Source organism: Bacillus cereus group sp. N21 (assembly GCF_016483395.1).
Taxonomy (GTDB): Bacteria; Bacillota; Bacilli; order Bacillales; family Bacillaceae_G; genus Bacillus_A; species Bacillus_A pseudomycoides.
Window position 1 is genome coordinate 13,493 of the sequence record NZ_JAEHBX010000050.1, and the last position, 24,763, is coordinate 38,255.

Here is a 24,763-nt window from a genome sequence, read left to right on the forward strand (position 1 = left end):
TCTGTCTACTTTGTACTCCTACACGAACAGGCTCGAATGCTATTACATAAGATACATTCAGATTGATGTATCTTATGTATATGTCAAATAACCACAAATATTTTTAAAAAGAAGAAAAATTCATTTGTACAGAAAATATGACAAAACAAACCCTTTCATTTACATCCGACATTTTTCTACTTTATAATGGCTTTAAGTGTGTTTCTTCCAGAAATTTATGACACACTAAGAAAAGTTACCCGAAAGGAGATGGAATTTTTGCACGAAACAACGCAAGAAATCGCTAACTGGCAATATTACTTTGCAATCGCAGTCTTTCTAATTACATATGCCATTATCATTTCAGAAAAAATTAACCGTGCTGTTATCGCACTTCTCGGTGCAGCACTTATGGTCATCTTTGGTGTCGTCGACTTGCACAACGCTTTTACAAAACATATTGAATGGGGAACCATCACGCTACTGATCGGTATGATGATATTAGTAAACATCACAAGTAAATCAGGCGTATTCCAATATGTTGCAATTAAAGCCGCTAAACAAGCACAAGGAAATCCAATTAAAATCTTAATTTCTCTTTCTTTGCTTACCGCGCTTGGTTCCGCATTTCTAGATAACGTAACAACTGTACTTCTTGTTGTTCCGGTTACTTTATCTATTACGCGCATTTTACAAGTAAATCCTGTTCCATATTTACTTTCCGAAATTATTTTTTCAAATATTGGGGGAACTGCAACATTAATTGGTGACCCACCAAACATTATGATTGGTTCTGCAAACAAGCATTTAGATTTTAATGCTTTCTTATTCAACTTAGCCCCAATCGTACTAATTATTATCGCTGTTACCGCGATAATGATTTACTTTATGTACCGCAAGCAGTTAATTGCTGACCCTATACAAATTAAAAAACTAATGAGCTTAGACGAAAAACAATACATTAAAGATGCTGTACTAATGAAAAAATCTTTAACTGTACTTGGACTTACAATCCTCGGTTTTATGACTCATTCTATTTTCCACATTGACGCCGCAGTAATCGCATTAACAGGTGCTACTGTACTTATGCTAATCGGTGTAAAAGAGCATGAAATTGAAGAAGTATTCGCTCACGTAGAGTGGATTACAATTTTCTTCTTTGCTGGTCTATTCGTACTCGTTGGTGGACTTATTGATATCGGACTTATCAAAATGTTAGCCCAAAAAGTAATCGGTTTAACAGGCGGAGATATTTCTTACGCATCCATCCTTATTTTATGGGTATCCGGCATTGCTTCAGCAACAATCGATAACATTCCGTTCGTTGCAACAATGATTCCACTTATTAACGATATGGCAGTCGGTCTTGGTCTATCACCTTCTGATGCACAAATCGATGTATTATGGTGGTCATTAGCATTAGGAGCCTGTCTAGGTGGAAACGGAACATTAATCGGTGCTTCCGCTAACGTAATCGTTGCTGGAATCGCAAGCCGTGAAGGACATCGATTTAGCTACGTGGACTTCCTAAAAGTCGGTTTCCCAATTATGATTGTTTCATTAATTGTTTCTCACATTTATATTTATCTGCGTTACTTAATGTAGGTATAAAAAGCGGGAGTGGTTCGCTTAGAATGTGAAGAAGCGAAGCCACCGAACATTCTAGCCACTGGAGCTGGATTTCATAAAAAGCGGAAGTGGCTCGCTTAGAATCACTATCCAAAAAAGGCTATCGCTAGATGCGATAGCCTTTTCCCTTTCTATTTTCCATCATATATCGGCGGTTCGAAACAACATATCGACCGTTCGACAATATGCAACATGATTATTCATAATAAATCCTAATATTTCGTTGGCTCATTTCGAATCAAAAACAAGTGAATCGGAAGAAAAATAGAACATGTTATCACATGGATGACTGTAAATAATATTGCGTTCGTACCATAACGCTCCAAAATGGCGTATACTAAGTAAATCGACAGAACAAGTACTACAACACTTGCTAAAAGGCTTATGATTGGAATGAAGTTCAAAATAAAACAAGCAACGTATATACCGAATACTTTCCATCCAGCCCCTTCTTTCAAAAAGTCAGGTAACTTCTCCCTTGCCAAATCCCCCCATACTTTACTATTTAAAAATGGAATAAAAGCAAGAATGCCATCTTCAGCACCATCATTTTTTGCCATTGTATAGAGTGCAAATGCAGTTAACAAATACGCAATAAATGCCCAGATTAAAATAATAACAATAGCAACAAAACTAAGAGCAAAAAAACCCGCTAATATACTTTGATCTTCCATCGCTCCCTCTCCTTTCTACTCTCATCGGATTTCTTATATCCATTTCATATCACTTCTTTATATAATATGAACAAAGACCATGAAAGGAGAACAATTTTATGCACCCATTTGTAAAAGCCTTACAGCAACAGTTTATCGCACATCAAAATCCTGAAAAAGCAGAACCAATGGCTCGTTATATGAAAAATCATTTCCCATTTCTCGGTATTCAAACACCGGAAAGAAGAAAGCTATTACGTGAAGTCATACAAGTAAATAAACTTCCAGACAAAGAGGACTTTCAAACCGTCATCCGTGGACTTTGGGATTTACCAGAACGCGAATTCCAAGCCGCCGCTCTCGATCTATTACAGAAATATAAAAAGCATCTCGATAAAACTCACATCCCGTTCTTAGAAGAACTCATTATAACGAAATCATGGTGGGATTCCGTTGATGGCATTGTTCCTACTTCCCTAGGAAGCATTTTTTTGAAACATCCAGAAGCCATTCAAACATACATCCCGAAATGGATTGCTTCAGAAAATATATGGTTACAGCGCTCCGCAATCTTATTTCAACTAAAATATAAAGAACAAATGGATGAAAAACTTCTCTTCTCAATCATTGGACAACTCAAATCTTCAAAAGAATTTTTCACCCAAAAAGCAATCGGCTGGGTACTTCGTGAATACGCAAAAACAAGCCCAGATGTTGTATGGGAATATGTTCAAAATCATGAACTTGCTCCTCTAAGCAAACGTGAAGCAATTAAACATATTCGCTCTACTATGAGCACCTCTTCAGATTGAACTACCCCCACCTTCACTTCATTTAGAGGAGGGGGTCTTCTCGGTTAAAATGATAAAGAATAGTAAAATAGGCGAAACTCTATCATATATATCCATCTTGATTTTCCAACATATCAGCCCCTGCCATGAAAACAAAAGAAACGATGGTCTCATTTTCTCCTTTTGTTTTCACTTGGCATGGGGCTAAAAAAGTCACTGATCGCTTCTAGCCATGGGTGGACGCTCTCTCCCATCTAAAAAAGAAAGGTTTTCTATCCTTTTTTTAATTTGTATTTATACAGATACAATCGTTCCTCTATTGTGATTTAAAAAGGAACATGATAGAATATGGTCATTATTATAAAATATAGTAGCGATGACAGACTTATAAGTACTTGCACAAAAAGCGATTCAGGGATAGTGAAAGCCTGAAAAAGCAAGGAAACGGCAGTCTCGAGCAATACGTGATAAAGTGGATGTGTGTTTACGCACACATCAACTAGGGTGGAACCGCGGGTATACAAGCTCGTCCCTAGGCAAAAATGCCTAGAGACGAGCTTTTTTGTATTTCAAGGCGCAAGCGGCTTGCTCGAGAAATTGCCATTCAACAAGTACATCCAGTCATCGCCAATACGTTAACTTTTAAAAGGAGGATTTTATTATGTATTCAATGGAACAAGTTGTAAACTTAGCGAAGCATCGCGGTTTTGTTTTCCCTGGTTCTGAAATTTATGGTGGTCTTGCAAACACTTGGGATTACGGTCCACTTGGTATCGAATTAAAAAATAACGTTAAAAAAGCTTGGTGGAAAAAATTCATTCAAGAATCTCCATACAACGTTGGTTTAGACGCAGCGATTTTAATGAACCCAAAAACTTGGGTAGCTTCTGGGCATGTTGGTAACTTTAACGATCCAATGATTGACTGTAAAAAATGTAAAGCGCGTCACCGTGCTGATAAATTAATTGAAGATGCTTTAGATGCAAAAGGCATCGAAATGATCGTTGATGGTCTTACTTTCGATCAAATGGCTGGATTAATGAAAGAACATGAAGTAAAATGCCCAGATTGCGGTAGCGAAGACTTCACTGAAATCCGTCAGTTCAACTTAATGTTTAAAACATTCCAAGGTGTTACAGAATCTAGCACAAACGAAATCTTCCTTCGCCCTGAAACAGCACAAGGTATTTTCGTAAACTTCAAAAACGTACAACGCTCTATGCGTAAAAAACTTCCATTTGGTATTGGCCAAATCGGTAAAAGTTTCCGTAACGAAATTACACCTGGTAACTTCACATTCCGTACACGTGAATTCGAACAAATGGAGCTTGAATTCTTCTGTAAACCTGGTGAAGATTTAGAGTGGTTCACATTCTGGCGTAACACTTGTAAAAACTGGTTACTATCACTTGGTATGCACGAAGAAAGCATGCGTCTTCGTGACCACGGTGAGGAAGAGTTATCTCACTACAGTAACGCAACAACAGATATCGAATTTAAATTCCCATTCGGCTGGGGCGAACTTTGGGGCGTTGCATCTCGTACAGACTTCGACTTAAAACGTCACATGGAACATTCTAACGAGGACTTTAACTATATCGATCCACAAACGAACGAACGTTACGTACCATACTGCATCGAGCCATCTCTTGGCGCAGACCGCGTAACATTAGCATTCTTATGTGATGCATACGAAGAGGAACAATTAGAAAACGACTCTCGTACAGTTCTTCGTTTCCACCCTGCTTTAGCACCCTACAAAGCAGCAATCTTACCACTATCTAAAAAGCTATCTGAAGGCGCTGGGGAAGTGTTCGCAGAACTAGCAAAAGACTTCGTGGTAGACTTTGACGAAACTGGTTCTATCGGTAAACGTTACCGTCGTCAAGACGAAATCGGTACACCATTCTGTATCACTTATGACTTCGACTCAGTTGAAGACAAAGCAGTTACAGTACGTGACCGTGACACAATGGAGCAAGTTCGTATGCCAATTAGCGAACTAAAAGGCTTCTTAGAGAAGAAAATCCAGTTCTAATGATAGAAAGGCTGCCTCTAGGCAGCCTCTTTTATTGCTCACGCTTCTCTTTAATTGCAACTGTACATCTTGAAATGCAAAGTAAATCATCATTTTCATCAATGATGCGCACATCCCAAACCATTGTTGTTTGTCCTTTATGAATCGGCGTACCGATTGCTGTTACGATTCCATCGCGTTTCGAGCGAATATGATTCGCATTTATTTCAAGACCAAAACAAATACACTTTTCTTGATCAATTAAATTATAGGAGCCTACGCTTGCTACAGTTTCTGCTAATGCAACTGATGCGCCACCATGTAAAAAACCAAATGGTTGATGTGTGCGTCCATCTACTGGCATAGTTGCTACTACTTTTTCTTCTGTCATTTCTAACAGCTCAATCCCAAGTGCATCCATTAATGTTTTCGACATACTACTTCCTCCTTTTTCTTGTTTAAAAATGTATAATTTTCCCTATTTATTTTCAAACTACCTATAGCACTTATATAAGGAGGTTCTATCTACATGAAAAACAAATTCTATATTCTATTACTCTTAGTCTCCTTGCTCATTATTGTACCAAATTATACGAATGCAGCCCACCCTTCTAACCTGACAATCGATATTAAGCCTGTCACACAAAAAGGTAAGAAACCTTATCTTGAATATCAAATTAGCAGACCTTATTTTAGTAATTTTTACGATACAAAATTTCAAAAAAAGTTGAATACATACTATAAAACAACTACTGATCGTTTTAAAACAACATTAGCGAAAGAAGCAAAAAAATATTATACAGAGGCTCAGGAATCAAATGCTCCTTTTCATCCATATGTTGCAAATGTTGACTATAAAGTAACATTGCAAAAATCTCCCTTACTCAGTCTCTATGTAAATTATTATCAGTATACAGGCGGAGCACACGGACTATATACATGGAAGGCGAATACATTTGATTTAAATGAAAAAAGATTACTTAATTTGGACGACTTATTTCAAAAAGACAGTACGTATCAAGATATCATCCGCACAGAAATCGTTAGACAAATTAAGCAAAATGAAAGTATCTATTTTCCAGATGCAACTGAAAAAGTCATGAGTACAAAGAAATTTAACTATTATTTGGAACCCGATCATCTTGTCATCTATTTCTCATTATATGAAATAGCTCCTTACTCAAGCGGTATTCCACAATTTCGCATTCCATACACTTTACTTAGAGAAGCACTAAAGCCTAACTACCAAAACATTTTAATTGACAACGGATAAATGGATTCGCTACTATATTGTTAACCAAATAACAACTGGAGGTTAACAATATGAGACAATTACGTGCTTTAGATTTAGCACTAGCTGCCATGTTTGTTGCGCTCATGGCGATTGGTGCGAATATCGTATCCTGGGCACCGTTTTTACAAGTGGCTGGTATTCCACTTTCCATGCAACCATTTTTCGCAATTTTAGCAGGTCTTCTTCTTGGAAGTAGACTTGGGGCCTTATCTATGACTGTTTATATGCTTGTTGGTATTGCAGGAGCACCAATTTTCGCGCAGTTCAAAGCTGGATTTGGCGCACTTTTAGATCCTACTGGTGGTTTTATTATCGCATTCATTATCGTTGCTTACGTATCAGGAAAACTAGTAGAACAAAGAGAAAAACCACAATTCAGTACCTTTGCAATCGCGTCTTTTACAGGAATTATTTTAACCTATATCATTGGTACTACTTATATGTATGCAGCTGTAAACTTCTGGATGGGCGGAAATATGAGTTACAAAGCGGCTTGGACAATTATGATGTGGTTCGCGGTTAAAGATATGATCTTTACAATTATCGGTGCTATCATCTCACCTCGCATATATTACGCTGTACGTCGTTCTGCTTATCAGCATTCTCATTCGAGACTATAATAACGAAAAAGGAGCTACTTGAAGTAGCTCCTTTTTGTATTAAGACTCTTGTTTCATTTGTTCTTCTAAAATTTCCTTCATCATAACAAGCATGTCATCTCTTAATTCTTCATGCTGAAGTGCCATTTCAATTGTCGTTTGAACAAAGCCTAATTTTTCTCCAACATCGTAACGCTTTCCTTCAAAGTCATAAGCAAATACACGTTGAATTTCATTTAAACTTTGGATTGCATCTGTTAATTGAATTTCACCACCTGCACCAACATTCTGGTTTTCTAAGAACATAAAGATTTCAGGTGTTAAGATGTAGCGTCCCATAATCGCTAAGTTTGAAGGCGCTGTACCTTGCGCTGGCTTCTCAACAAACTTTCGAACTTGATAACGACGACCTTCTTGTTCTAGTGGATCAATAATTCCATAACGATGTGTTTCTGCTTCTGGAACTGTTTGCACACCAATAACAGAAGAAAGTGTTTTATCATATTCGTCAATTAATTGACGTAAACATGGTTTTTCAGCTTGTACAATATCATCACCTAATAAAACAGCAAATGGTTCATCACCAATAAACTTACGTGCACACCAAACCGCATGCCCTAATCCTTTTGGCTCTTTTTGACGGATATAATGAATATCAACCATTTTAGAAGAAGCTTGTACTTTTTCAAGTAACTCATATTTTTTCTTCTCTAATAAGTTTTGTTCTAATTCGAACGCATTATCGAAATGATCTTCAATAGAGCGTTTTCCTTTACCAGTAACGATAATAATATCTTCAATTCCAGATGCCACAGCTTCTTCTACAATGTATTGAATCGTTGGCTTATCTACAATTGGAAGCATTTCTTTCGGCATCGCTTTTGTTGCCGGTAAAAAACGCGTTCCTAATCCCGCAGCGGGAATAATCGCTTTTCTCACTTTTTTCATAACAAATACCCTCTTTTCTGTTCTAATCGTCCAGTACCTTTTCTTATTGTATGGTGTAATTCTCTATTTTCTATAAAGTGAACCTTTCATCCACCTTCAGCAAGCGAATTTTTTCCATATGCAAGAAAAGAGGAGGCCGTTCTACGTTCTCCTCTTTCTTCCTCCATTAATGGAAGTAACACTCTATCTCATTATAAACGATTCATGATATCTTCTTTAATAGCAAGTAACTTTTGTTCACTATTTTGTAAGGAATCATCTTTCACACCAAAATAAAACTTGATTTTCGGCTCTGTTCCAGATGGACGTAGGCAGAACCAAGAACCATCCGCTAATTGATATTTTAACACATTTGATTTCGGCAAGTGAATTTCTTCCTTATTTCCATCTATTAGTGATGTAATGATGCTTGCTTTATAATCTTCTACAGAATTCACTGTTAAGCCAGCCACTTCTTTTGGTGGATTTTCACGGAATGATGCCATCATCTCTTGAATTTTCTCTGCACCATCTTTTCCTTTTAGCGTTAACGATACAAGATCTTCACGGAAGAAACCGTATTTCGCAAACACTTCTAATAAACCATTGTATAACGTTTTGCCTTGTGATTTATAATATGCTGCAACTTCACATGCAAATAAAACAGATTGTACTGCATCTTTATCACGGCAGAATGGACGAATTAAATAACCATAACTTTCTTCATAGCCAAATTGAAATTCATATTGTCCACTTTCTTCATACTGCTTAATCTTCTCACCGATAAATTTAAATCCAGTTAATGTATCTACTGTATCTAAGCCATACGCTTTCGCAATTGTACGACCAATTTCAGAAGTTACGATTGTTTTTAACACAACACCGTTTTCTGGAAGTGTACCGTTTTGTTTCTTTTGTGATAATAAGTAATCAAGCATTAACGCACCCGTTTGGTTTCCTGTTAACACTTGATACTCACCAGCGTGATTGCGAACAGCTACGCCAAGACGATCTGCATCTGGATCTGTTGCGATTAGCACATCCGCTCCCACTTTTTCTCCGTCACGAATCGCAAGTTCAAACGCTGCGTGCTCTTCTGGGTTTGGTGATTTTACTGTTGAAAAGTTTGGATCTGGTAACTCCTGTTCTTTTACAACTGTTACGTCTGTAAATCCAACTGCTTCTAAACCACGACGCGCTGGAATATTGGATGTTCCATGTAGTGGTGTAAAGACGATTTTTAAATCTTTTCCAACTTCTTGTACCATTTCTTTATTGATGATGACTGTTTTTAACTGTTCTAAATATGCATCATCTACTTCTTGTCCAATGATATGTAATAAGCCATCCGCTTTCAATTGTTCCACATCAGCAACTTCTACTGTTAATTCATCTTCTACTTCATTTACGTAGCTAATTAATTCGTCTGCTTCTTTCGGAGGCAATTGTCCACCATCTTCTCCATATACTTTATAACCGTTATATTCAGGTGGATTATGACTTGCCGTAAGAACGATTCCACTTACTGTATGTAAATAACGCACTGCGAAAGAAAGTACTGGCGTTGGGCGTAAACTTTCAAATACATATGTTGTAATGCCATGCGCACCAAGGGTAGCTGCTACTTCCATTGCAAATTCAGGTGATTTATGACGAGAATCATACGCGACAACAACGCCACGTTTCTTCGCTTCTTCACCTAATTTTTCAATAAAGTGCGCCAATCCTTTTGTTGCTTTTCGAACTGTATATACGTTTAAACGGTTCGTACCAGCACCAAGTTCTCCGCGCATACCACCTGTACCGAATTCTAAGTTTTTATAGAAGCTATCTTCTATTTTCTTTTCATCCTGCTTCATATTTTCTAGCTGTTCTTTTAGTTCTGCATCTAAGTTTACATAGGAAAGCCAGCGACTATATTCTTGTTTCCAATCCATTTTCTTATCTCCTCTCGCATGTCATAACTACATTATATGAAAAAAACGACAAGTATCTCAATATATTTTAAAGTATAGCAGGATTTTACTATTGTGATTTGCACACACTAATGCTATATAATTCAAACAAAAAGGTGAGAAAAATGGAAGAATGGGGATTATCAGACGAGTTAAAAATAAAAACGAAACAAATGATTGAGGTTGTAGAAGCGGAATTACGGAGCATGAAACAAACGGTTGAACAAGACGGTGAGTGCATTTTATGTAAAATGGAAGAAATTCATCATCTACTAAGCAATGTTCAAACCCTAGCAGCTTCTTATTATTTAAAGGCATATTTATCACCATTTACATCAGGTTATGCTCCCCTTACAACAGCAATTCATCATTTAGGTGATAGGAAACATGGTGCGTTAATTGTTGTAGAAAGAAATGATTCACTTGATTCCCTTATTCAAACTGGAACAAGACTTGAAGCTTATTTAACCGTTCCACTACTGGAATCTATCTTTTATCCAGGAAATCCTCTTCATGACGGAGCTATTCTCATTAGAAGTAATCATATTGTTTCAGCAGCGAACATTCTCCCTCTAACAAAAAATATAGAGATTGATTCAAAACTTGGAACACGCCACCGAGCTGCAATAGGTTTATCCGAAAAAAGCGATGCACTCATATTAGTTGTCTCTGAAGAAACAGGCCGCACATCTTTTGCGTTAAACGGAACGTTATATACCATTTCTTTATAAGAAAAGGCAGCGTAATCCGCTGCCTTTTCAAAAACCTCTTATTCTTCTCCAAAACGGTCAACCAGTGTTGCAAGTGTACGAACCATTGCACCTGTTGCTCCTGCTGGCCCCAAATCATGTGCACTCGTTGTATCAGAAGTTCCAGCGATATCTAAATGTACCCATGGCGTTTCTTCTGCAAACTCACCAAGGAATGTTCCCGCCATTACCGCATGACCTTCACGGCCTGGTGAGTTATTTAAATCTGCGAATTTACTGTTACGAACACGCTCTTTATCGCGCTCGAAAATCGGTAATTGCCAAATCGGCTCATCTGTTTCCATCGATGCTTCTAGCACTTGTTCAAACAATGTTTCATTGTTTGTCATTGCACCCGTTGTATGGTTTCCAAGCGCTACAATGACACCGCCTGTTAACGTTGCAATATCAACAAGATAGTTTGCACCAAGTTTCTTCGCATACGTAATACCATCAGCTAATGCTAGACGGCCTTCTGCATCTGTGTTTAATACTTCAATTGTTTTACCGCTCATAGATGTAATCACATCATCTGGCTTAAATGCTGTACCGCTCACAACATTATCTGTTGATGGAATAACAGCAACTACGTTTTGTTCTGGGCGAAGTTCTCCGATAATTTCCATTGCCCCAAGAACAGCTGCAGCGCCGCCCATATCACCTTTCATGCCAACCATACCTTCACGTGGTTTTAAAGAGTAGCCCCCTGTATCATATGTAATCCCTTTTCCTACAAATCCGATAACATCCGTCCACTCTTCTTTTCCTTTATAAATAAGAGCGATCATTTTTGGTGGCTCTGTAGAACCTTGGTTTACTGCAAGTAATGCACCCATACCAAGCTCTTCCATCTCTTCTTTCTCAAGTACTTTATAATCCATATCGTATTTCTCAGCTAATTCAACTGCATACTCTGCAAGTTTTGTTGCTGTTAATACGTTTGGTGGCATATTTACAAGTGTACGAGCTGAATTTGTCGCACGTCCATGCACATACCCTACTGTTAATGCAGCTTCGATTTCTTTTGCATCTTCTGCTGTAATAACCGAAAAGTTTTCTAACTCTACACTTTCTTTTTTGTCCGTTTTATATGTTTGTAAATCATATGTACCAAGGCAAGATACTTCATTGGCAATATGCGCAACATCAATTGCGTCTAACTTATCAGTTACGAAAGAATCAAGTAAAATTGCTGCATCTTTTACTTTGTCAGCTTTTAATGTTTTAAATGCTTTACTAAGTGAAGTACGTAATGTTTCTGTTGAGTATGCTTCTTTTTTGCCAAGACCGACAAAATAGTAGCGTTTTACATTTGTTTTTCCTAAGCTATGTAGTTTGGAAATGGATTTTTTCTTTGCACTAAGCTCTTTCTCTTCTAATAAAACTTGTAATTGTCCTTCAAATGCTTTGTCCAATTCTTGTACAAAGCTGCTCGTTTTCTCTTCTTCAAATAAAGCAACGATTACTGCTTCATGGCTTGCTAATTCTTTTTGTACTTGAAACATGTTCAGCCCCCCTAGATTTCTCTATTGTCATTATAACTGCATTTTCCCTAAAATGCGATAATTCTAACTTCTCTTTCACTTCATATATAGAATGTGCTCCGGTAATGACGGCAAATTATGTATTTGTTCATATGGGACTTTCTCTACCTTTTCAGGTATGATTTTCCGGCAACTTTGAATAAATACCACGACTTCGTTCACATCTAAATTCCAATACAAAGGGCAGTACGGCCTCAAATATTGCTCCGCCACTTCCAACATAAGCCGCGCTCCTTTTACATTTCCATAGCTGTAATGATACTGAGCAACTACCATCTGTAATAAGCCTTTTAAAAATAAATTACTCCGCTCTTCTAGCCACATTTCTTCGAGTAAATCATGGCACGTATAATAATCTCCTTCATTATATTTCACGAAAAACTCATAATACGCCAAAGGATAGTCTTCCACTTCCGCACCTCGTTTTTCTTATATTGTGAATGAAGACAAATAAAAAAGTCTAGTGTCAATCTCACTAGACTATTTCTGTTTCAAATATTGACCGCGGAATACTTGCAGCGTTTCATCTTGATTGAGCATCGTTAACTGTTCTTCTGTTAACTTACCGTTCCCCATTTTCACTACATATACATTTACTTTTTTCTTGCCCCACTCACTATATACATCCTGAACAGTTTCATAATATAAATCGAGTCTATTTCCTTTTATGGCTCCGCCTTTATCTGCTACCACACCATATCCATAGCCTGGTACAAAAAGAATGGTCCCAATCGGAAACACACGTAAGTCAGCTGCGATTGTAGAATATATATCCCTTTTTGCCTTCACACCTGAGTATGTAATGCCATACTCAGGATGCCCAGGTCTTTTACCGGTTGATTCTATCCCTGACGTATAACCAGTTGCTGTCATTTCCATTACACGATATTTAGACCAGTCTTTTCCCTGTTCTAAAGCATTTATCACTTCTTTACTCGGAACAACTTGTTGCCCTCTTTCTGCTGCATGTACTTCTTTTACATTGCCTTCTTGATATGTTTTTACAACCTCTAGTAGAGAGACTCCTGTGAACGCTTGCCATGTCACACATAATGCTGCTACAAGTAAACAAGTCATCATAATGCGAATACCATATCGTTTTAACATTTTAATATTCCACACTCCTTCATCGTTAGTCATTCCCCATATGATGTAGAAATATGCAAAAAAATAATCCCCAGAAAACTGGAGATTAAAACATTTGATACCCGCTTTGACGTAGTTTCTTTATCACAACACCAGACAAAATTGCCCCGATTAATCCAGTTGATAAAATAAAAAGATCGGCTTGTCCAAGATGCGAGACACTTGTTCCAAATGAAGAAAATGTTTCTTTCGGTTTTGAAAAGTAATCCCAGACACCTGCTTTATTAATGATCACCATACAAACAATCGGATAAATGATAACCATCACCCAAGTAGCACGTAAAATCATATTGAGTAAAAATCCAATTCCAAAAAATAAAATAAAAAACAGCATCATTGAAATTAGTAATACTGGAATACTCATGTTTCCCCACTCCTTCTATTTCTTATCCCCTGCCGTAAATACATGATAAGATGTATATCCAAATTGATCTCCTGGATTTAATGTTGCATCCATCTCAAGAAGCTGTGCCGTATTCCCTTCTAATAAATATCGAACTAATATAGAAGTATTTTGATCGTCTGCAATATCGTTAGGATTTAAAAACGCTACTTCAAACAGCTCATCCTCTTGAACAATAACTTTTTCTCCTTCTGGTTCCAGTAGGAAAATAATCATATTATCACTAATCTCATCACGTATGACACCAGAACGAATACCAATCACTCCTTTTACATGTGCAACAATACCTGTCTCTTCTAAAATTTCACGCTTAACAGCTTGGTCAATTGTTTCGCCCTCATTTACGAAACCAGCGGGCAATGACCATTTCCCCTTTAAGCCTCCGTATTTTTTCTTAACGAAGAGCCAGCGACCATCTTTTGTGGCTACAAGTCCACTTACAGCTAGCCAAACATTCCCACGCTTCCCCATGATGTAAAACTCCTTTCAGCTGAAACAACAGAATATTCATTCTTTTCTATGTATTATACTATATTTTTCAGTAAGAATAATATAATCTTCCTTATTCCTTATGGAGTTAACTCATTTTCCATATATTTGATATAATGAGAATATAGGGTAGAAGTTCTTTGTAAAAAACACCTTGAATTTCTTCAAAGTTCTTCTTTGGATGCTGCTCCGCAAATAATCATTGAGAAAGGAGTGTGAAAAATTATGAGAAATCAATCAAAGAAATCCGGTATTGTATTCGTAACCTTAGTTTCTGCATTACTCTTCTGCTCTGTATTAGTCTCAGCTTCCCTTTCTCCACTCTCAGATTTAGGATCTAATGCAAATAAATTTAACTCTTTAGGGATGTGGACATCAATCGGCGAGATTTTAGTATTTTATGTCGTACCTCTACTTCTTTATATAGCAGGAATAAAGGCAATGAGATTCATCATGGCAGTTCTTTGCGGTATGGGACTATTCATAAATCTTGTGATACTTGCATCCGTATTTATTATAATGCGCGTAAATGACTATAGCCTTTCTTCCGTCTTAGGAGTCATCATTTTTTGCTCGGCGGTATCACTCACAAATATAATTTGGTTTTTTGTTGCTTTTCGATCAAACAAAATGTCCACTTATACACTGAATGTTCGTTGAAACAGAACTTTAAGAAAAACTTGTATTACATGAAAAAAGCAGAAACGACTCATAGCCGTTTCTGCTTTTTTCTACTATTTGTATTTATATATTAAAAGAACTTCAATTTACCTTTTTTAAGAACTAATAAAGGTCCACCAAGTAAGAATAAGTAACGGTTGTCGATTACTTTCTTCATGAAGGAAGCTTTCCATCCCGTTAACTTTTTACCCATAACAACGCCCATTGCATCGTCATGTCCTAATGAACATACAGATCCTTTGTTATCGAACACGAATTTTTTCATTTCACCTTTACCGCGAATTAACACGGATAAGTTATGTGCGATGTTGTAACCTTGTTGAATTGCAATTTGTGCTGTTGGAGGATATGGACGGTTAATCTCTTCATTAATAATTAACGCTGCGTCACCAACCATGAATACATCTTCATGGCCTGGAGCGTGCATATACTCATCAACTTTAATACGTCCGCGCATTGCTTCAAAACCAGACTCTTCCACAATACCATTACCACGAACACCCGCAGCCCAAACAACCGTTTCAGATTTAAGTAATTCTACGTCGTCACCGTTCGCAACTAGAATACCTTCTTCAGTTGCTTCTTTAATTGCCGTGCCGATACGGAATTCTACACCTTTTTTCTCTAACTGTTTTACAGCGTACTCAACTAATTCTGGATCGAAGCCAGGAAGTGCCGACGGAGCAGCTTCCACACAGATAATACGTGCTTTTTCACGTGGAACATCATACTCTTTGCAAAGTTCAGGAATACGGTTTGCAAGCTCACCTACATACTCGATACCTGTAAATCCTGCACCACCAACAACGATTGTCACTAACTCATCGCGCTTTTCAGTCGCATATTGAGAGAACTTGTATTCCATATGATCACGAATTTGGCGAGTGGCATTAATGTTAGTAATAGAGAATGCATGCTCTTTCAGTCCTTTAATGCCAAATGTTTCAGACTCGAACCCAAGACCAATTACTAAGTAATCATACTCTAACTCAGCATTTTTTAAGATAACGCGTTTTTCAGCTGCTTTAATTTCTACAACTGTATCTTGTACAAAGTTTACTTTATTTGTATCAATAACGTCTTGAATGTCGAGACGGATTTTATCATGATGTAATGTGCCAGCTGCACTTTCATGTAACCAAGTTGCTTGGTAGTGATAGCTGTTGTTGTTTACTAACGTAATTTCAGCTTCACTTACAGATAATGTTTTTTGTAGACGAACAGTCGTAATCATCCCACCATAACCTGCACCCAAAACTACGATTTTTGGAGTTTTCACTAAATCACAACCCTTTTCTTTATATAATAGTAAATAAGCATAAGACCAAAGTATTAAACACTTATTTTGTCAAGAATGTGGAATTCCTCACATTCTTAACCATAACAAAACGTGTTCAAAAAATCTTACGAAATTTGTCATAAAAAATTAACATAATACTTTCCTATATTAGTCGGTTTTATTTCAGAATTCAAGCACCTAGAGAATTATCAATATTTTAAAATAACATAGCGTTTTCAAGGGTTTTTCAGCCTTTTTTTCATGTATTTTCCTACTTGGTATATTTTATACATTTTCATCCTATCTATGCACAAGCTTACATATAACTCAGTCATTTCTTGCAGTATTCTAAACTGAAATATGGTATCATTTTTATTGTAAAGTGCAATCTTATTTGCAGGATTTCCGTATACATATGAACAATATATGGAATCAATATCGAAATTCCATCTATAGGGGGAATAAATAGTGACAGAAATTCAAAAAGTTTACGACATAACGATTATCGGTGGAGGTCCAACAGGATTATTCACAGCGTTTTATGGCGGAATGAGACAGGCAAGTGTAAAAATTATTGAAAGCTTACCGCAGCTTGGAGGACAATTATCCGCACTATACCCTGAAAAATATATTTATGACGTAGCGGGATTCCCGAAAGTACGCGCGCAAGAACTTGTTGATAATTTAAAAGAACAAATGAAAAAGTTTGAACCGACTGTTTGCTTAGAAGAAGCAGTTGATACACTTGAAAAGCAAGCTGATGGCGTATTTAAGCTTGTAACAAATAAAGGAACACACTATTCTAAATCTGTCATTATTACAGCTGGTAATGGTGCCTTTCAACCACGCCGATTAGAACTAGATAGTGTAGAGAAATTTGAAAAGAAAAACTTACACTACTTCGTTGATGATATGAATAAATTCGCTGGAAAACGCGTCGTTGTATTTGGCGGCGGTGACTCTGCAGTGGACTGGACAATGATGCTAGAACCAATCGCTGAACAAGTAACAATCGTTCATCGCCGTGATAAATTCCGTGCTCATGAGCACAGCGTAGAAAACTTAACGAACTCTCGTGCAGACGTAAAAACACCTTACGTTCCAGTTGAATTAATTGGTGAAGACAAGATTGAACAAGTTGTTCTGCAACATGTGAAAACAGAAGAGAAAGTTGTTATTGACGTTGATGATGTCATCGTAAACTACGGCTTCGTCTCTTCTCTTGGTCCAATTAAAAACTGGGGCCTAGACATTCAAAAGAACAGCATCGTTGTAAACTCTAAAATGGAAACGAACATCCCTGGTATTTACGCAGCTGGTGACATTTGTACATATGAAGGAAAAGTAAAGCTGATTGCATGTGGCTTCGGTGAAGCACCAACAGCAGTAAACAATGCAAAAGCTTACTTCGATCCAAATGCAAAACTACAACCAATGCATAGCTCTAGTATGTTTTAATTCATAAGTATGATAGCAAAGCCGCAATTTCTAAAGCAGAAATTGCGGCTTCTTTATTCTATAGATAAAAACCTCATTAGGTGAATTTTATTACGCTAAGATACTTTATAATTTTAAAGCGTCTGTCTATTATCAATTGTATATATTTGTCCTGTAATAGATTCTTGAGTCAATTGAAACAAGACTGCTTCTGCACTATCTTCTGGTGTTGAAATTCTGTTAAGCGGCAAGGTTCCCGCAAGTTGGTACATCTTATCTTCATTACCTGACCACCATCTCGTATGAACTGCACCAGGAGCAATACTGTTTACTCTAATGTCAGGTGCCAATGCAATAGCGAGCGATTTTGTCATCGTATGAATGGCGGACTTTGTTGCTGCAACATTTCTTCCAAATTATTGAACTACCCCCACCTCCCTCTACACGAGCTTGAGGTGGGGGATTCTCCTGTTTCTGCCCTAGCAAAAAAAGTTCCCCTCGATAAACAAATCTCCCTCTTCCCTTCATCTGTATAATTATGGTACAATCAAATAAGAACATTTGTTCTCATTTGAAAAGGGGGAGTATAAAACATGAGTCAACCAAAGATTATTAAAAAAGAAGCTTTCCAAGCGATTGGCATCTCCGCTACAACAAAAAATGAAATTGAAATGTCCACTGAAGGAAAGATCCCCAAGCTATGGACCGACTACTGCCAAGGTCAAATAACAGATCAAATTCCTAACAAAAGGAAGCAAAGCGAAACACTAGCATTGTATTCAAACTATGAGTCCGATGAAACTGGAGCCTATACATATACAATCGGTATGCCAGTCTCTTCATTAGACACAATCCCTGAAAATATGACATCTCTCACAATACCTGCTCAGACATATGCGGTATTTACGACTCGCAAAGGCCCAGTATCAGAGGTCATCGTAGAAACATGGCAAGACATTTGGAAGTGGTCGAAGGAAAACAAACGTGCTTTCACAACAGACTTTGAATTGTATGATGAACGAGCGATGGATCCAAATAATGTGCAAGTTGATATCTATATTGCATTAGCCTAAACCATATAATAAGAAGGTGCTTTCGCATCTTCTTATTTTTTTGCCTTAAAAAATCCACTGGGCAAATGTGCTATTATTGTCTACAATGAAAAAGTGCAGTATAGAAATATTAGAAACTGTATAAAACGAGTGTTAACAGGATTTTATATCCACTCAAAATTGTTACATAGAAAGGAAGCAATATGGAGGAACTACAACAAAACAAATCTGCTCCAACAGAAGGCGGGACACCTTTACTACAAAATACAAACTTCCTATTTCTCTGGGCAGCTACTCTATTTTCAAGCTTTGCTTTAGCTTTTTTTACCTTTTCCCAAACATGGTACATAGCGAAAACATTAAATCTCGAAGCTTCACTAGGTGTTGTCTTTGTTGCACTTAGCGTCCCAAGACTTATCTTTATGATTGTCGGCGGAGCTGTCGCAGATAAATTTCCGAAAAAAAATATTATGTTTTACTCAAATATCATTCGTGCACTTCTTGTCGCAACAATTCTAATCTGGTTTATCGTTGGTCATGTAACGTTATATACGTTTGCTTTGTTTGCTTTGTTTTTCGGATTAGCGGACGCCTTCTTTTGGTCAGCAGACGGTTCCATTCTCCCTGAACTTGTAGAAAAACATCGTTTAACACAGGCGAATTCACTTACCCAAATGACGAACCAAGCATCCGTAATTTTAGGACCTGTACTCGGTGGCATTCTCATCAAGTTTAGTAACTATGAGACCATTTTTACTATTACTATTCTGCTTCTCATTATTGCTGCTATACTCGTCCAAAAAATCCAATTTACATTGCAAGAAAAAACGGATACAGACAAAGGAATGTTTACCTCTATTAAAGAAGGCATTTTGTACGTAAAGGAATCGCCTTTTCTTTCAACATTTCTTATCTGTAGCGCCTTTCTAAATCTATTTTTAATCGGACCAATGCAAGTTGGCTTCCCGTTATTTATCAAAAATGTACTGCATGGTGACTCGCTTCAATTTAGTTATTTAGAAGCAGCTGTTGGAGGCGGAATGGCAATTGGTGCTGTCATTGTTGGCCTTAAAAACATTAATCGTAGACGCGGCTTGTTTTGCATCATTATGATGCTGTTATCTGGCGTTTTCTTCTTATCCATTAACTTCAGCACAGCACTTTGGCAAGCATTATTAGCAGGCGCATTTTACGGCATTACAATTGCCATGGCTATCGTTCCGTTAATGGCGATGATTCAATCTACTGTCAAAGAAGAAATGATGGGGCGCGTCATGAGCTTGCTGATGCTATCATCTATGGGCTTCATCCCGCTTTCCTATGCATTCACATCACTCGCACTTGCAGCTGGTATTCCGATTGTGACGATTATGAAAAGCGGCGCAATCGCAGTGATTGTCTTTGTATTATTTGTTGCGATTCGCGTTCCTGTTGTACGAAAATTCGATTAATCAAGGGGAGTCATGTATCATACGCATGACTCTTTTTTGAATGGATCAAATAAGGTTACCTTCCTGCTCCTTCTTATAGCCGCCCCCCATTCTAATCCAACATCTAAAAATAGAGCTCGCATCGTACTATACAAGAGTGCTCTAACATCTTTACGAATCTCCCCACATTTATACGCTCTTACCACACTTTTCGTACGACAGATAAGTTGCGTACAAGTCTCCTCATCCGTAATCAATTGCTCAAAAAATACCCCTTGTTCTAATAAACCACTCTTTTTATAAGCAAGTTCCACCTTACTCCAAAGCACATTAATCGTTTGTGGATTTCTCGACATTGGAACAATTGCATCTACAAATGCAATTGGAATATCATGACGACAATATGTTTCATCAAGTTCATACGTTTCTCTTTTCTTTTGTACTTGAGAAAAGTTTTTAAAAAGAATAGTTTCCTCCTTTTCTGACACCTCTTCCTTCTTACGCCCCTCTACATGTACGCTCTTTTCACATGCGGTCATTTTCATACGGTCATCCATACGGTCAACAGCTGCTTTACGAAATACATATAAGTTCGCACTATATCCCCCGCGCTTATATCTTTCTTTCGTAGGAATCCGCTCAATAATCCCGAGTTCCTCCAGTTTGGCAACAGAGCGACGCACCGTACGAATACTTTTTCCTATTTTGGTCGCAATTGTTGCCATTAACGGACAAGCAACTCCAACTGTTTTTTGTTTTTCATTAATCGCATATCTCCCTAAAAAACGAATCACTAAAAAGTCCGTTTTATTTATGTTTGCTTGATAACAGATTAAAATTTGCTGCTGGTATGTATTAAACTCTTCTTTACTTTGAAATTCGCTATATGTTTTCATTAAATGATAGAAAGTTCCCATTTTTATCACCCCATATATAAATAGGTGCGATAAAGCAGAATGGGCGATTTTTTTAATTTAATGATTTAAAAGCGTAAAACATAAAAACAGGTCGCATTACATCATGCGACCTGTCTTCCTTATCAATCCCGCTTACTATTTATCATTAACCAATCCAAACACCATTATTATTAAATTTGTAATATTTACCATAAATCCATCTTGTTCCCGTTACCATCGTACCAAAAGAATCAAGGTAGTACCAGCTTCCACCAAGCTTTAACCAGCCTTTGTGTTCAGATCCATTGCTGTTAAAGTAGTGCCAGTAATTACTGATTTTTTGCCATCCTGTTTGCATTGCCCCACCGTTATCAAAGTAGTAATACGTATTGTTTATAAAACGTTTTCCTGTTTCCATTATTCCGTATGGTCCAAGGTAATACCATTTCTCTCCAGTTAATAACCAATCTGTTTGTCTTGCTCCATTATTATTAAAGAAATACCAAGATCCTTTAATTTGCACCCAACCTGTGTGCATTGCTCCCGTGCTTTCATTGAGATAGTAATATGTATATTTCTTGGTTTTTTTATCTTGTATTGGCATCCACCCGGTTTGCATAATTCCAAAAGGGCTAAAGTAGTACCATTTTCCTCCAGTTGATAACCAACCTGTTACCTTCCTACCATTTTTATCATAGTAATACCAGTTTCCATTTTGTTTTACCCATCCTTTAGCTTGGCTAGCCTTACTTACACTTGCAACTTTAGGAGTAGCAGTAGAATTTTGAATCGTCTTGTTTTCTTCTGCATGAGCAATAGCTGGAATTAATAGTGCAGTAGAAAGTACAGAAGTAGCAATCATCTTTTTCATTTTATTTCCCTTTTTCATTCTCTTTCCCCTTTTCAAAAAATAGATATTTTATACTATTTTATCAAACAAATTAAATGTTTTTTTACAATATATATACAAATAAATTGTACGATAACTATAGAATTAGTAGCAGCGACGCCATGATAGCATGATAGAAAATATAAAAGCATACAAGTTTATATTTACAATGATTGCACGACATAGATTGTTATAAGATGAAACTTCCATATCATATAAATGTCATCCTTAAGGTGACATTTTCATTGACAGAATCTTTTTTTAGCAAAATAAAACAGGTCGCATTACATCATGCGACCTGTCTTGCTTATCAATAAGGACTATTTCTTACAATTAACCAACCCAAACACCGTTATTATTGAAATGGTACCATTTGTTATTAATAAATACCCAGCCTGTTCTCATATCACCAAAAGAAGCATCGAGGTAGTACCAGCTTCCACCAAGTTTTAACCAACCTCTGTATTCTGATCCATTTTGGTTAAAGTAGTACCAGTAATTGCCCCATTTTTGCCAACCGGTTTGCATAGCACCAGATTTATCGAAGTGGTAATATACGTTGTTTATAGAAACTCTTCCAGTTTTCATTTCTCCGAAGGATGAGTCAAGGTAATACCATTTTCCACCAGTAGATAGCCAGCCTGTTTGTTTTACTCCATTATTATTGAAGAAATACCAAGATCCATTAATTTGCGCCCAACCTGTTTTCATAGCACCAGTGTTTGTATCAAGATAGTAATACGTATATTTTCCTGTTTTGTTATCTTTGAATGAAGTCCAGCCTGTCTCCATAATTCCGTAACTGCCAAGATAATACCATTTTCCTCCAGTGGATAGCCAGCCTGTTTGTTTTACTCCATTATTATTGAAGAAATACCAAGATCCATTAACTTTCGTCCAACCTGTGTGCATTGCTCCCGTACTTTCATTGAGATAGTAATATGTATATTTCCCTGTTTTTTTATCTTGAATGGAAACCCAGCCTGTTTGCATAATTCCATAAGAGCTAAAGTAGTACCATTTACCACCAATAGATGACCAACCTGTTACCTTTTTCCCATTTTTATAGTAGTACCATTTCCCCTGTTGTTTTACCCATCCTTTTGCTTGAGTAGCCTTACTTACACTTGCAACTTTAGGAGTAGCAGTAGAATTTTGAATCGTCTTGTTTTCTTCTGCATGAGCAATAGCTGGAATTAATAGTGCAGTAGAAAGTACAGAAGTAGCAATCATCTTTTTCATTTTATTTCCCTTTTTCATTCTCTTTCCCCTTTTCAAAAAATAGATAGTTTATACTATTTTACCAATTTTATCAAACGAATTAAATGTTTTTTTGTAATATTTGTACAAACAAATTACTAGATGGTTATGAGCTATAGATTGTTATAAACAAATTACTAGAGAATCTTTTTAAATTATGCAAGTTTGATAACGCTCTAAAATTCGCTATATGTTGTCATGAAATAATAGAAATCTCTCCTTTTTGATGACTTGAAAGCATAAAAAATAAAGCAGGTCGTATTTAATCCCACGACCTGCTTTACTTATCGATAAAGACTATTACTTATAATTAACCAATCCAAACACCGTTATCATTAAAATAGTACCAGTTGTTATCAATAAATTTTTGACCTGTTACCATTTCTCCATAAGAGTCAAGGTAATACCATTTACCACCATTGGATAGCCAACCTGTTTGTTTTACCCCGTTATTATTTAAGAAATATATTACATTCTTCTTTACTTTGAAATTCACTATATGTTTTCATTAAATGATATAAAGTTTCTATTCTTATCATCCCGCATATCAACAAGAGAACAACAGTAAAATTAGAAATTATTTCATAATCTTTAATGAACTGAGGTAAAAAACATGATTGTAATTAGTGCTTGCTTAGCTGGTATTACTTGTCGTTACGATGGAAATGACAATCTCATTTCAAAAATTGAAGAGCTATTACAAAAAGAAGAAGCTGTTCTTGTTTGTCCAGAGGTATTAGGAGGCTTACCTACACCTCGTCCATCAGCAGAAATTATCGGAGGCAATGGTGATGATGTACTAGATGGTAAAGCAAAGGTAATGGACAACGAAGGTAATGATGTAACAACAGCTTTCGTACACGGAGCTTATAAAGCTTTGAAAGAAATACAAGATTTAAATCCAGAATACATCATTTTAAAAGAACGAAGTCCTTCTTGCGGAAGTTCTACCATTTATACAGGAGAATTCAACGAAAAAAAACGAGATGGATATGGTGTAACAACTGCTTTATTTCGCAGACATGGATTTACAGTAATTTCAGAAGAAGACTTTGCAAGCAAATAAAAGAGTTGACCATTTGGCCAACTCTTTCTTCATTATTTCACGCCTAATTTTTCTTTCACTTTTGCAGGAAGCTCGTCCTTCTTCACTTCTTCCCAAGCTGCTACACCTTTTTTATCGGAGTAGAATACACGTAGAAATGCTTCCTTACGAAGATTCTTCACAGCTGTAAATTCCATTTCTTTTTCTTTACCATCTTTATCAAATGCAGGTAACTTATACTCAAATGATTTGTGAGGCTGACCATTATCAGCTTTTTCATTTTTTTCCGTTCCATCAACTGTAATTTGAACATAGTACTCATCTTTTCCCATACGGTTTAAATCACAGCCAACTAACAAGCTAGCAAATACAATTAAAATACTAAAAAGTGCAATATATCTTTTCACGTTATTCACCTCATGTGTTTTTTATTATGTTGTTATCATAATCTCTTTTCTTCAGAGGAGAAATTCAAAAACGTGACATGAACATTACACTTTTGTAAGATTAAACACTGAAAAAACAAAAAAGATAACCAACTACTGAACTGTACCCCGAATCGTGGACACTTAAAAAAAGTCCATGCTTCGGGGTTTTTGTGTATCTTTACACTCATTCC

26 protein-coding genes and 1 pseudogene are annotated in these 24,763 nt (G+C 36.8%); 11 read left to right on the top strand and 16 right to left on the bottom strand.

The annotated features are described in order from the left end of the window. The first annotated feature begins 258 nt into the window (after positions 1-258). A complete protein-coding gene (locus JDS96_RS22115; RefSeq protein ID WP_033796519.1) occupies positions 259-1,584 on the top strand; it encodes an ArsB/NhaD family transporter in 1,326 nt (441 codons plus the stop codon). Positions 1,585-1,820: 236 nt separating this feature from the next. On the opposite strand, the gene JDS96_RS22120 is transcribed toward JDS96_RS22115, so the two are convergent. Then, positions 1,821-2,282 (bottom strand): hypothetical protein, encoded by a 462-nt coding sequence (locus tag JDS96_RS22120; RefSeq protein WP_003208937.1) that lies wholly within the window; start codon positions 2,280-2,282, stop codon positions 1,821-1,823. Between the two features lie 98 nt (positions 2,283-2,380). On the opposite strand from JDS96_RS22120, the gene JDS96_RS22125 reads away from it, so the two are divergent. After that, on the top strand, positions 2,381-3,073 hold the full coding sequence (locus JDS96_RS22125; protein WP_199668047.1) for a DNA alkylation repair protein: 693 nt from the start codon (positions 2,381-2,383) through the stop codon (positions 3,071-3,073). A 640-nt stretch (positions 3,074-3,713) separates the two neighbouring features. Then, positions 3,714-5,090, top strand: a complete 1,377-nt coding sequence (locus JDS96_RS22130) for a glycine--tRNA ligase (protein ID WP_006096372.1) — start codon at positions 3,714-3,716, stop codon at positions 5,088-5,090. 31 nt (positions 5,091-5,121) lie between these two features. Here JDS96_RS22130 and JDS96_RS22135 read toward each other — a convergent pair whose 3' ends face one another. Further along, positions 5,122-5,505 carry a hotdog fold thioesterase gene (locus JDS96_RS22135; protein WP_003201597.1) on the bottom strand — a complete coding sequence of 128 codons (384 nt, stop codon included), beginning with the start codon at positions 5,503-5,505 and terminating at the stop codon, positions 5,122-5,124. A gap of 93 nt (positions 5,506-5,598) precedes the next feature. Here JDS96_RS22135 and JDS96_RS22140 point away from each other — a divergent pair, with 93 nt between their 5' ends. Both JDS96_RS22140 and JDS96_RS22145 read left to right on the top strand, forming a co-directional pair. Further along, a complete protein-coding gene (locus JDS96_RS22140; RefSeq protein WP_033799196.1) occupies positions 5,599-6,342 on the top strand; it encodes a DUF3298 and DUF4163 domain-containing protein in 744 nt (247 codons plus the stop codon). Positions 6,343-6,392: 50 nt separating this feature from the next. Continuing rightward, complete coding sequence (locus JDS96_RS22145; protein WP_006096375.1) at positions 6,393-6,983, top strand: biotin transporter BioY; 591 nt, start codon at positions 6,393-6,395, stop codon at positions 6,981-6,983. 39 nt (positions 6,984-7,022) lie between these two features. On the opposite strand, the gene galU is transcribed toward JDS96_RS22145, so the two are convergent. After that, positions 7,023-7,910 carry a UTP--glucose-1-phosphate uridylyltransferase GalU gene (gene galU / locus JDS96_RS22150; RefSeq protein ID WP_003201589.1) on the bottom strand — a complete coding sequence of 296 codons (888 nt, stop codon included), beginning with the start codon at positions 7,908-7,910 and terminating at the stop codon, positions 7,023-7,025. 191 nt (positions 7,911-8,101) lie between these two features. After that, positions 8,102-9,826: a phospho-sugar mutase gene (locus JDS96_RS22155; RefSeq protein ID WP_003201587.1), complete on the bottom strand. Its 1,725-nt coding sequence runs from the start codon at positions 9,824-9,826 to the stop codon at positions 8,102-8,104. A gap of 143 nt (positions 9,827-9,969) precedes the next feature. On the opposite strand from JDS96_RS22155, the gene cdaS reads away from it, so the two are divergent. Beyond that, positions 9,970-10,575 (top strand): sporulation-specific diadenylate cyclase CdaS, encoded by a 606-nt coding sequence (cdaS, locus tag JDS96_RS22160; protein WP_018782846.1) that lies wholly within the window; start codon positions 9,970-9,972, stop codon positions 10,573-10,575. 38 nt (positions 10,576-10,613) lie between these two features. On the opposite strand, the gene JDS96_RS22165 is transcribed toward cdaS, so the two are convergent. The 5 genes from JDS96_RS22165 to JDS96_RS22185 form a co-directional block, all read right to left on the bottom strand. Then, a complete protein-coding gene (locus JDS96_RS22165; protein WP_003201583.1) occupies positions 10,614-12,098 on the bottom strand; it encodes a leucyl aminopeptidase in 1,485 nt (494 codons plus the stop codon). A gap of 75 nt (positions 12,099-12,173) precedes the next feature. Then, positions 12,174-12,548 (bottom strand): DUF309 domain-containing protein, encoded by a 375-nt coding sequence (locus JDS96_RS22170; RefSeq protein WP_018782848.1) that lies wholly within the window; start codon positions 12,546-12,548, stop codon positions 12,174-12,176. A 69-nt stretch (positions 12,549-12,617) separates the two neighbouring features. Further along, the gene (locus JDS96_RS22175) at positions 12,618-13,244 is read right to left on the bottom strand and encodes a 3D domain-containing protein (RefSeq protein ID WP_018767486.1); all 627 of its coding nucleotides are present in this window, start codon (positions 13,242-13,244) and stop codon (positions 12,618-12,620) included. A gap of 85 nt (positions 13,245-13,329) precedes the next feature. Then, positions 13,330-13,647, bottom strand: a complete 318-nt coding sequence (locus JDS96_RS22180) for a YuiB family protein (protein WP_199668048.1) — start codon at positions 13,645-13,647, stop codon at positions 13,330-13,332. 15 nt (positions 13,648-13,662) lie between these two features. Then, complete coding sequence (locus JDS96_RS22185) at positions 13,663-14,157, bottom strand: NUDIX domain-containing protein (protein ID WP_003201575.1); 495 nt, start codon at positions 14,155-14,157, stop codon at positions 13,663-13,665. Positions 14,158-14,400: 243 nt separating this feature from the next. Here JDS96_RS22185 and JDS96_RS22190 point away from each other — a divergent pair, with 243 nt between their 5' ends. Beyond that, positions 14,401-14,835 carry a DUF5391 family protein gene (locus tag JDS96_RS22190; protein WP_018782849.1) on the top strand — a complete coding sequence of 145 codons (435 nt, stop codon included), beginning with the start codon at positions 14,401-14,403 and terminating at the stop codon, positions 14,833-14,835. Between the two features lie 91 nt (positions 14,836-14,926). Here the strand turns inward: JDS96_RS22190 and JDS96_RS22195 are convergent, their stop codons facing one another. Next, positions 14,927-16,135, bottom strand: a complete 1,209-nt coding sequence (locus JDS96_RS22195) for an NAD(P)/FAD-dependent oxidoreductase (protein ID WP_016132155.1) — start codon at positions 16,133-16,135, stop codon at positions 14,927-14,929. Between the two features lie 468 nt (positions 16,136-16,603). On the opposite strand from JDS96_RS22195, the gene JDS96_RS22200 reads away from it, so the two are divergent. Then, the gene (locus JDS96_RS22200) at positions 16,604-17,593 is read left to right on the top strand and encodes an NAD(P)/FAD-dependent oxidoreductase (RefSeq protein ID WP_018767483.1); all 990 of its coding nucleotides are present in this window, start codon (positions 16,604-16,606) and stop codon (positions 17,591-17,593) included. 113 nt (positions 17,594-17,706) lie between these two features. Here JDS96_RS22200 and JDS96_RS22205 read toward each other — a convergent pair. Further along, positions 17,707-17,973: pseudogene (locus JDS96_RS22205) on the bottom strand (SDR family NAD(P)-dependent oxidoreductase); the annotation flags it as partial. A gap of 192 nt (positions 17,974-18,165) precedes the next feature. Between JDS96_RS22205 and JDS96_RS22210 the strand changes: the two are divergent. Next, on the top strand, positions 18,166-18,645 hold the full coding sequence (locus JDS96_RS22210; protein ID WP_003201568.1) for a GyrI-like domain-containing protein: 480 nt from the start codon (positions 18,166-18,168) through the stop codon (positions 18,643-18,645). Positions 18,646-18,827: 182 nt separating this feature from the next. Further along, on the top strand, positions 18,828-20,075 hold the full coding sequence (locus JDS96_RS22215; protein ID WP_003201565.1) for an MFS transporter: 1,248 nt from the start codon (positions 18,828-18,830) through the stop codon (positions 20,073-20,075). 17 nt (positions 20,076-20,092) lie between these two features. Here the strand turns inward: JDS96_RS22215 and JDS96_RS22220 are convergent, their stop codons facing one another. The 4 genes from JDS96_RS22220 to JDS96_RS33115 form a co-directional block, all read right to left on the bottom strand. Continuing rightward, complete coding sequence (locus JDS96_RS22220) at positions 20,093-20,971, bottom strand: helix-turn-helix domain-containing protein (RefSeq protein ID WP_018767481.1); 879 nt, start codon at positions 20,969-20,971, stop codon at positions 20,093-20,095. A gap of 145 nt (positions 20,972-21,116) precedes the next feature. Further along, positions 21,117-21,839 (bottom strand): N-acetylmuramoyl-L-alanine amidase family protein, encoded by a 723-nt coding sequence (locus tag JDS96_RS22225; RefSeq protein WP_199668050.1) that lies wholly within the window; start codon positions 21,837-21,839, stop codon positions 21,117-21,119. A gap of 333 nt (positions 21,840-22,172) precedes the next feature. After that, the gene (locus JDS96_RS22230) at positions 22,173-23,099 is read right to left on the bottom strand and encodes an N-acetylmuramoyl-L-alanine amidase family protein (protein ID WP_098114392.1); all 927 of its coding nucleotides are present in this window, start codon (positions 23,097-23,099) and stop codon (positions 22,173-22,175) included. Positions 23,100-23,409: 310 nt separating this feature from the next. Further along, entirely contained in the window at positions 23,410-23,595 is a 186-nt protein-coding gene (locus JDS96_RS33115) for a hypothetical protein (protein WP_003201556.1), read from the bottom strand. A 117-nt stretch (positions 23,596-23,712) separates the two neighbouring features. On the opposite strand from JDS96_RS33115, the gene JDS96_RS22240 reads away from it, so the two are divergent. Further along, entirely contained in the window at positions 23,713-24,165 is a 453-nt protein-coding gene (locus tag JDS96_RS22240; protein WP_199668051.1) for a 2-thiouracil desulfurase family protein, read from the top strand. 32 nt (positions 24,166-24,197) lie between these two features. Here JDS96_RS22240 and JDS96_RS22245 read toward each other — a convergent pair whose 3' ends face one another. Then, positions 24,198-24,551: a YxeA family protein gene (locus JDS96_RS22245; protein ID WP_018767390.1), complete on the bottom strand. Its 354-nt coding sequence runs from the start codon at positions 24,549-24,551 to the stop codon at positions 24,198-24,200. Positions 24,552-24,763 lie beyond the last annotated feature (212 nt).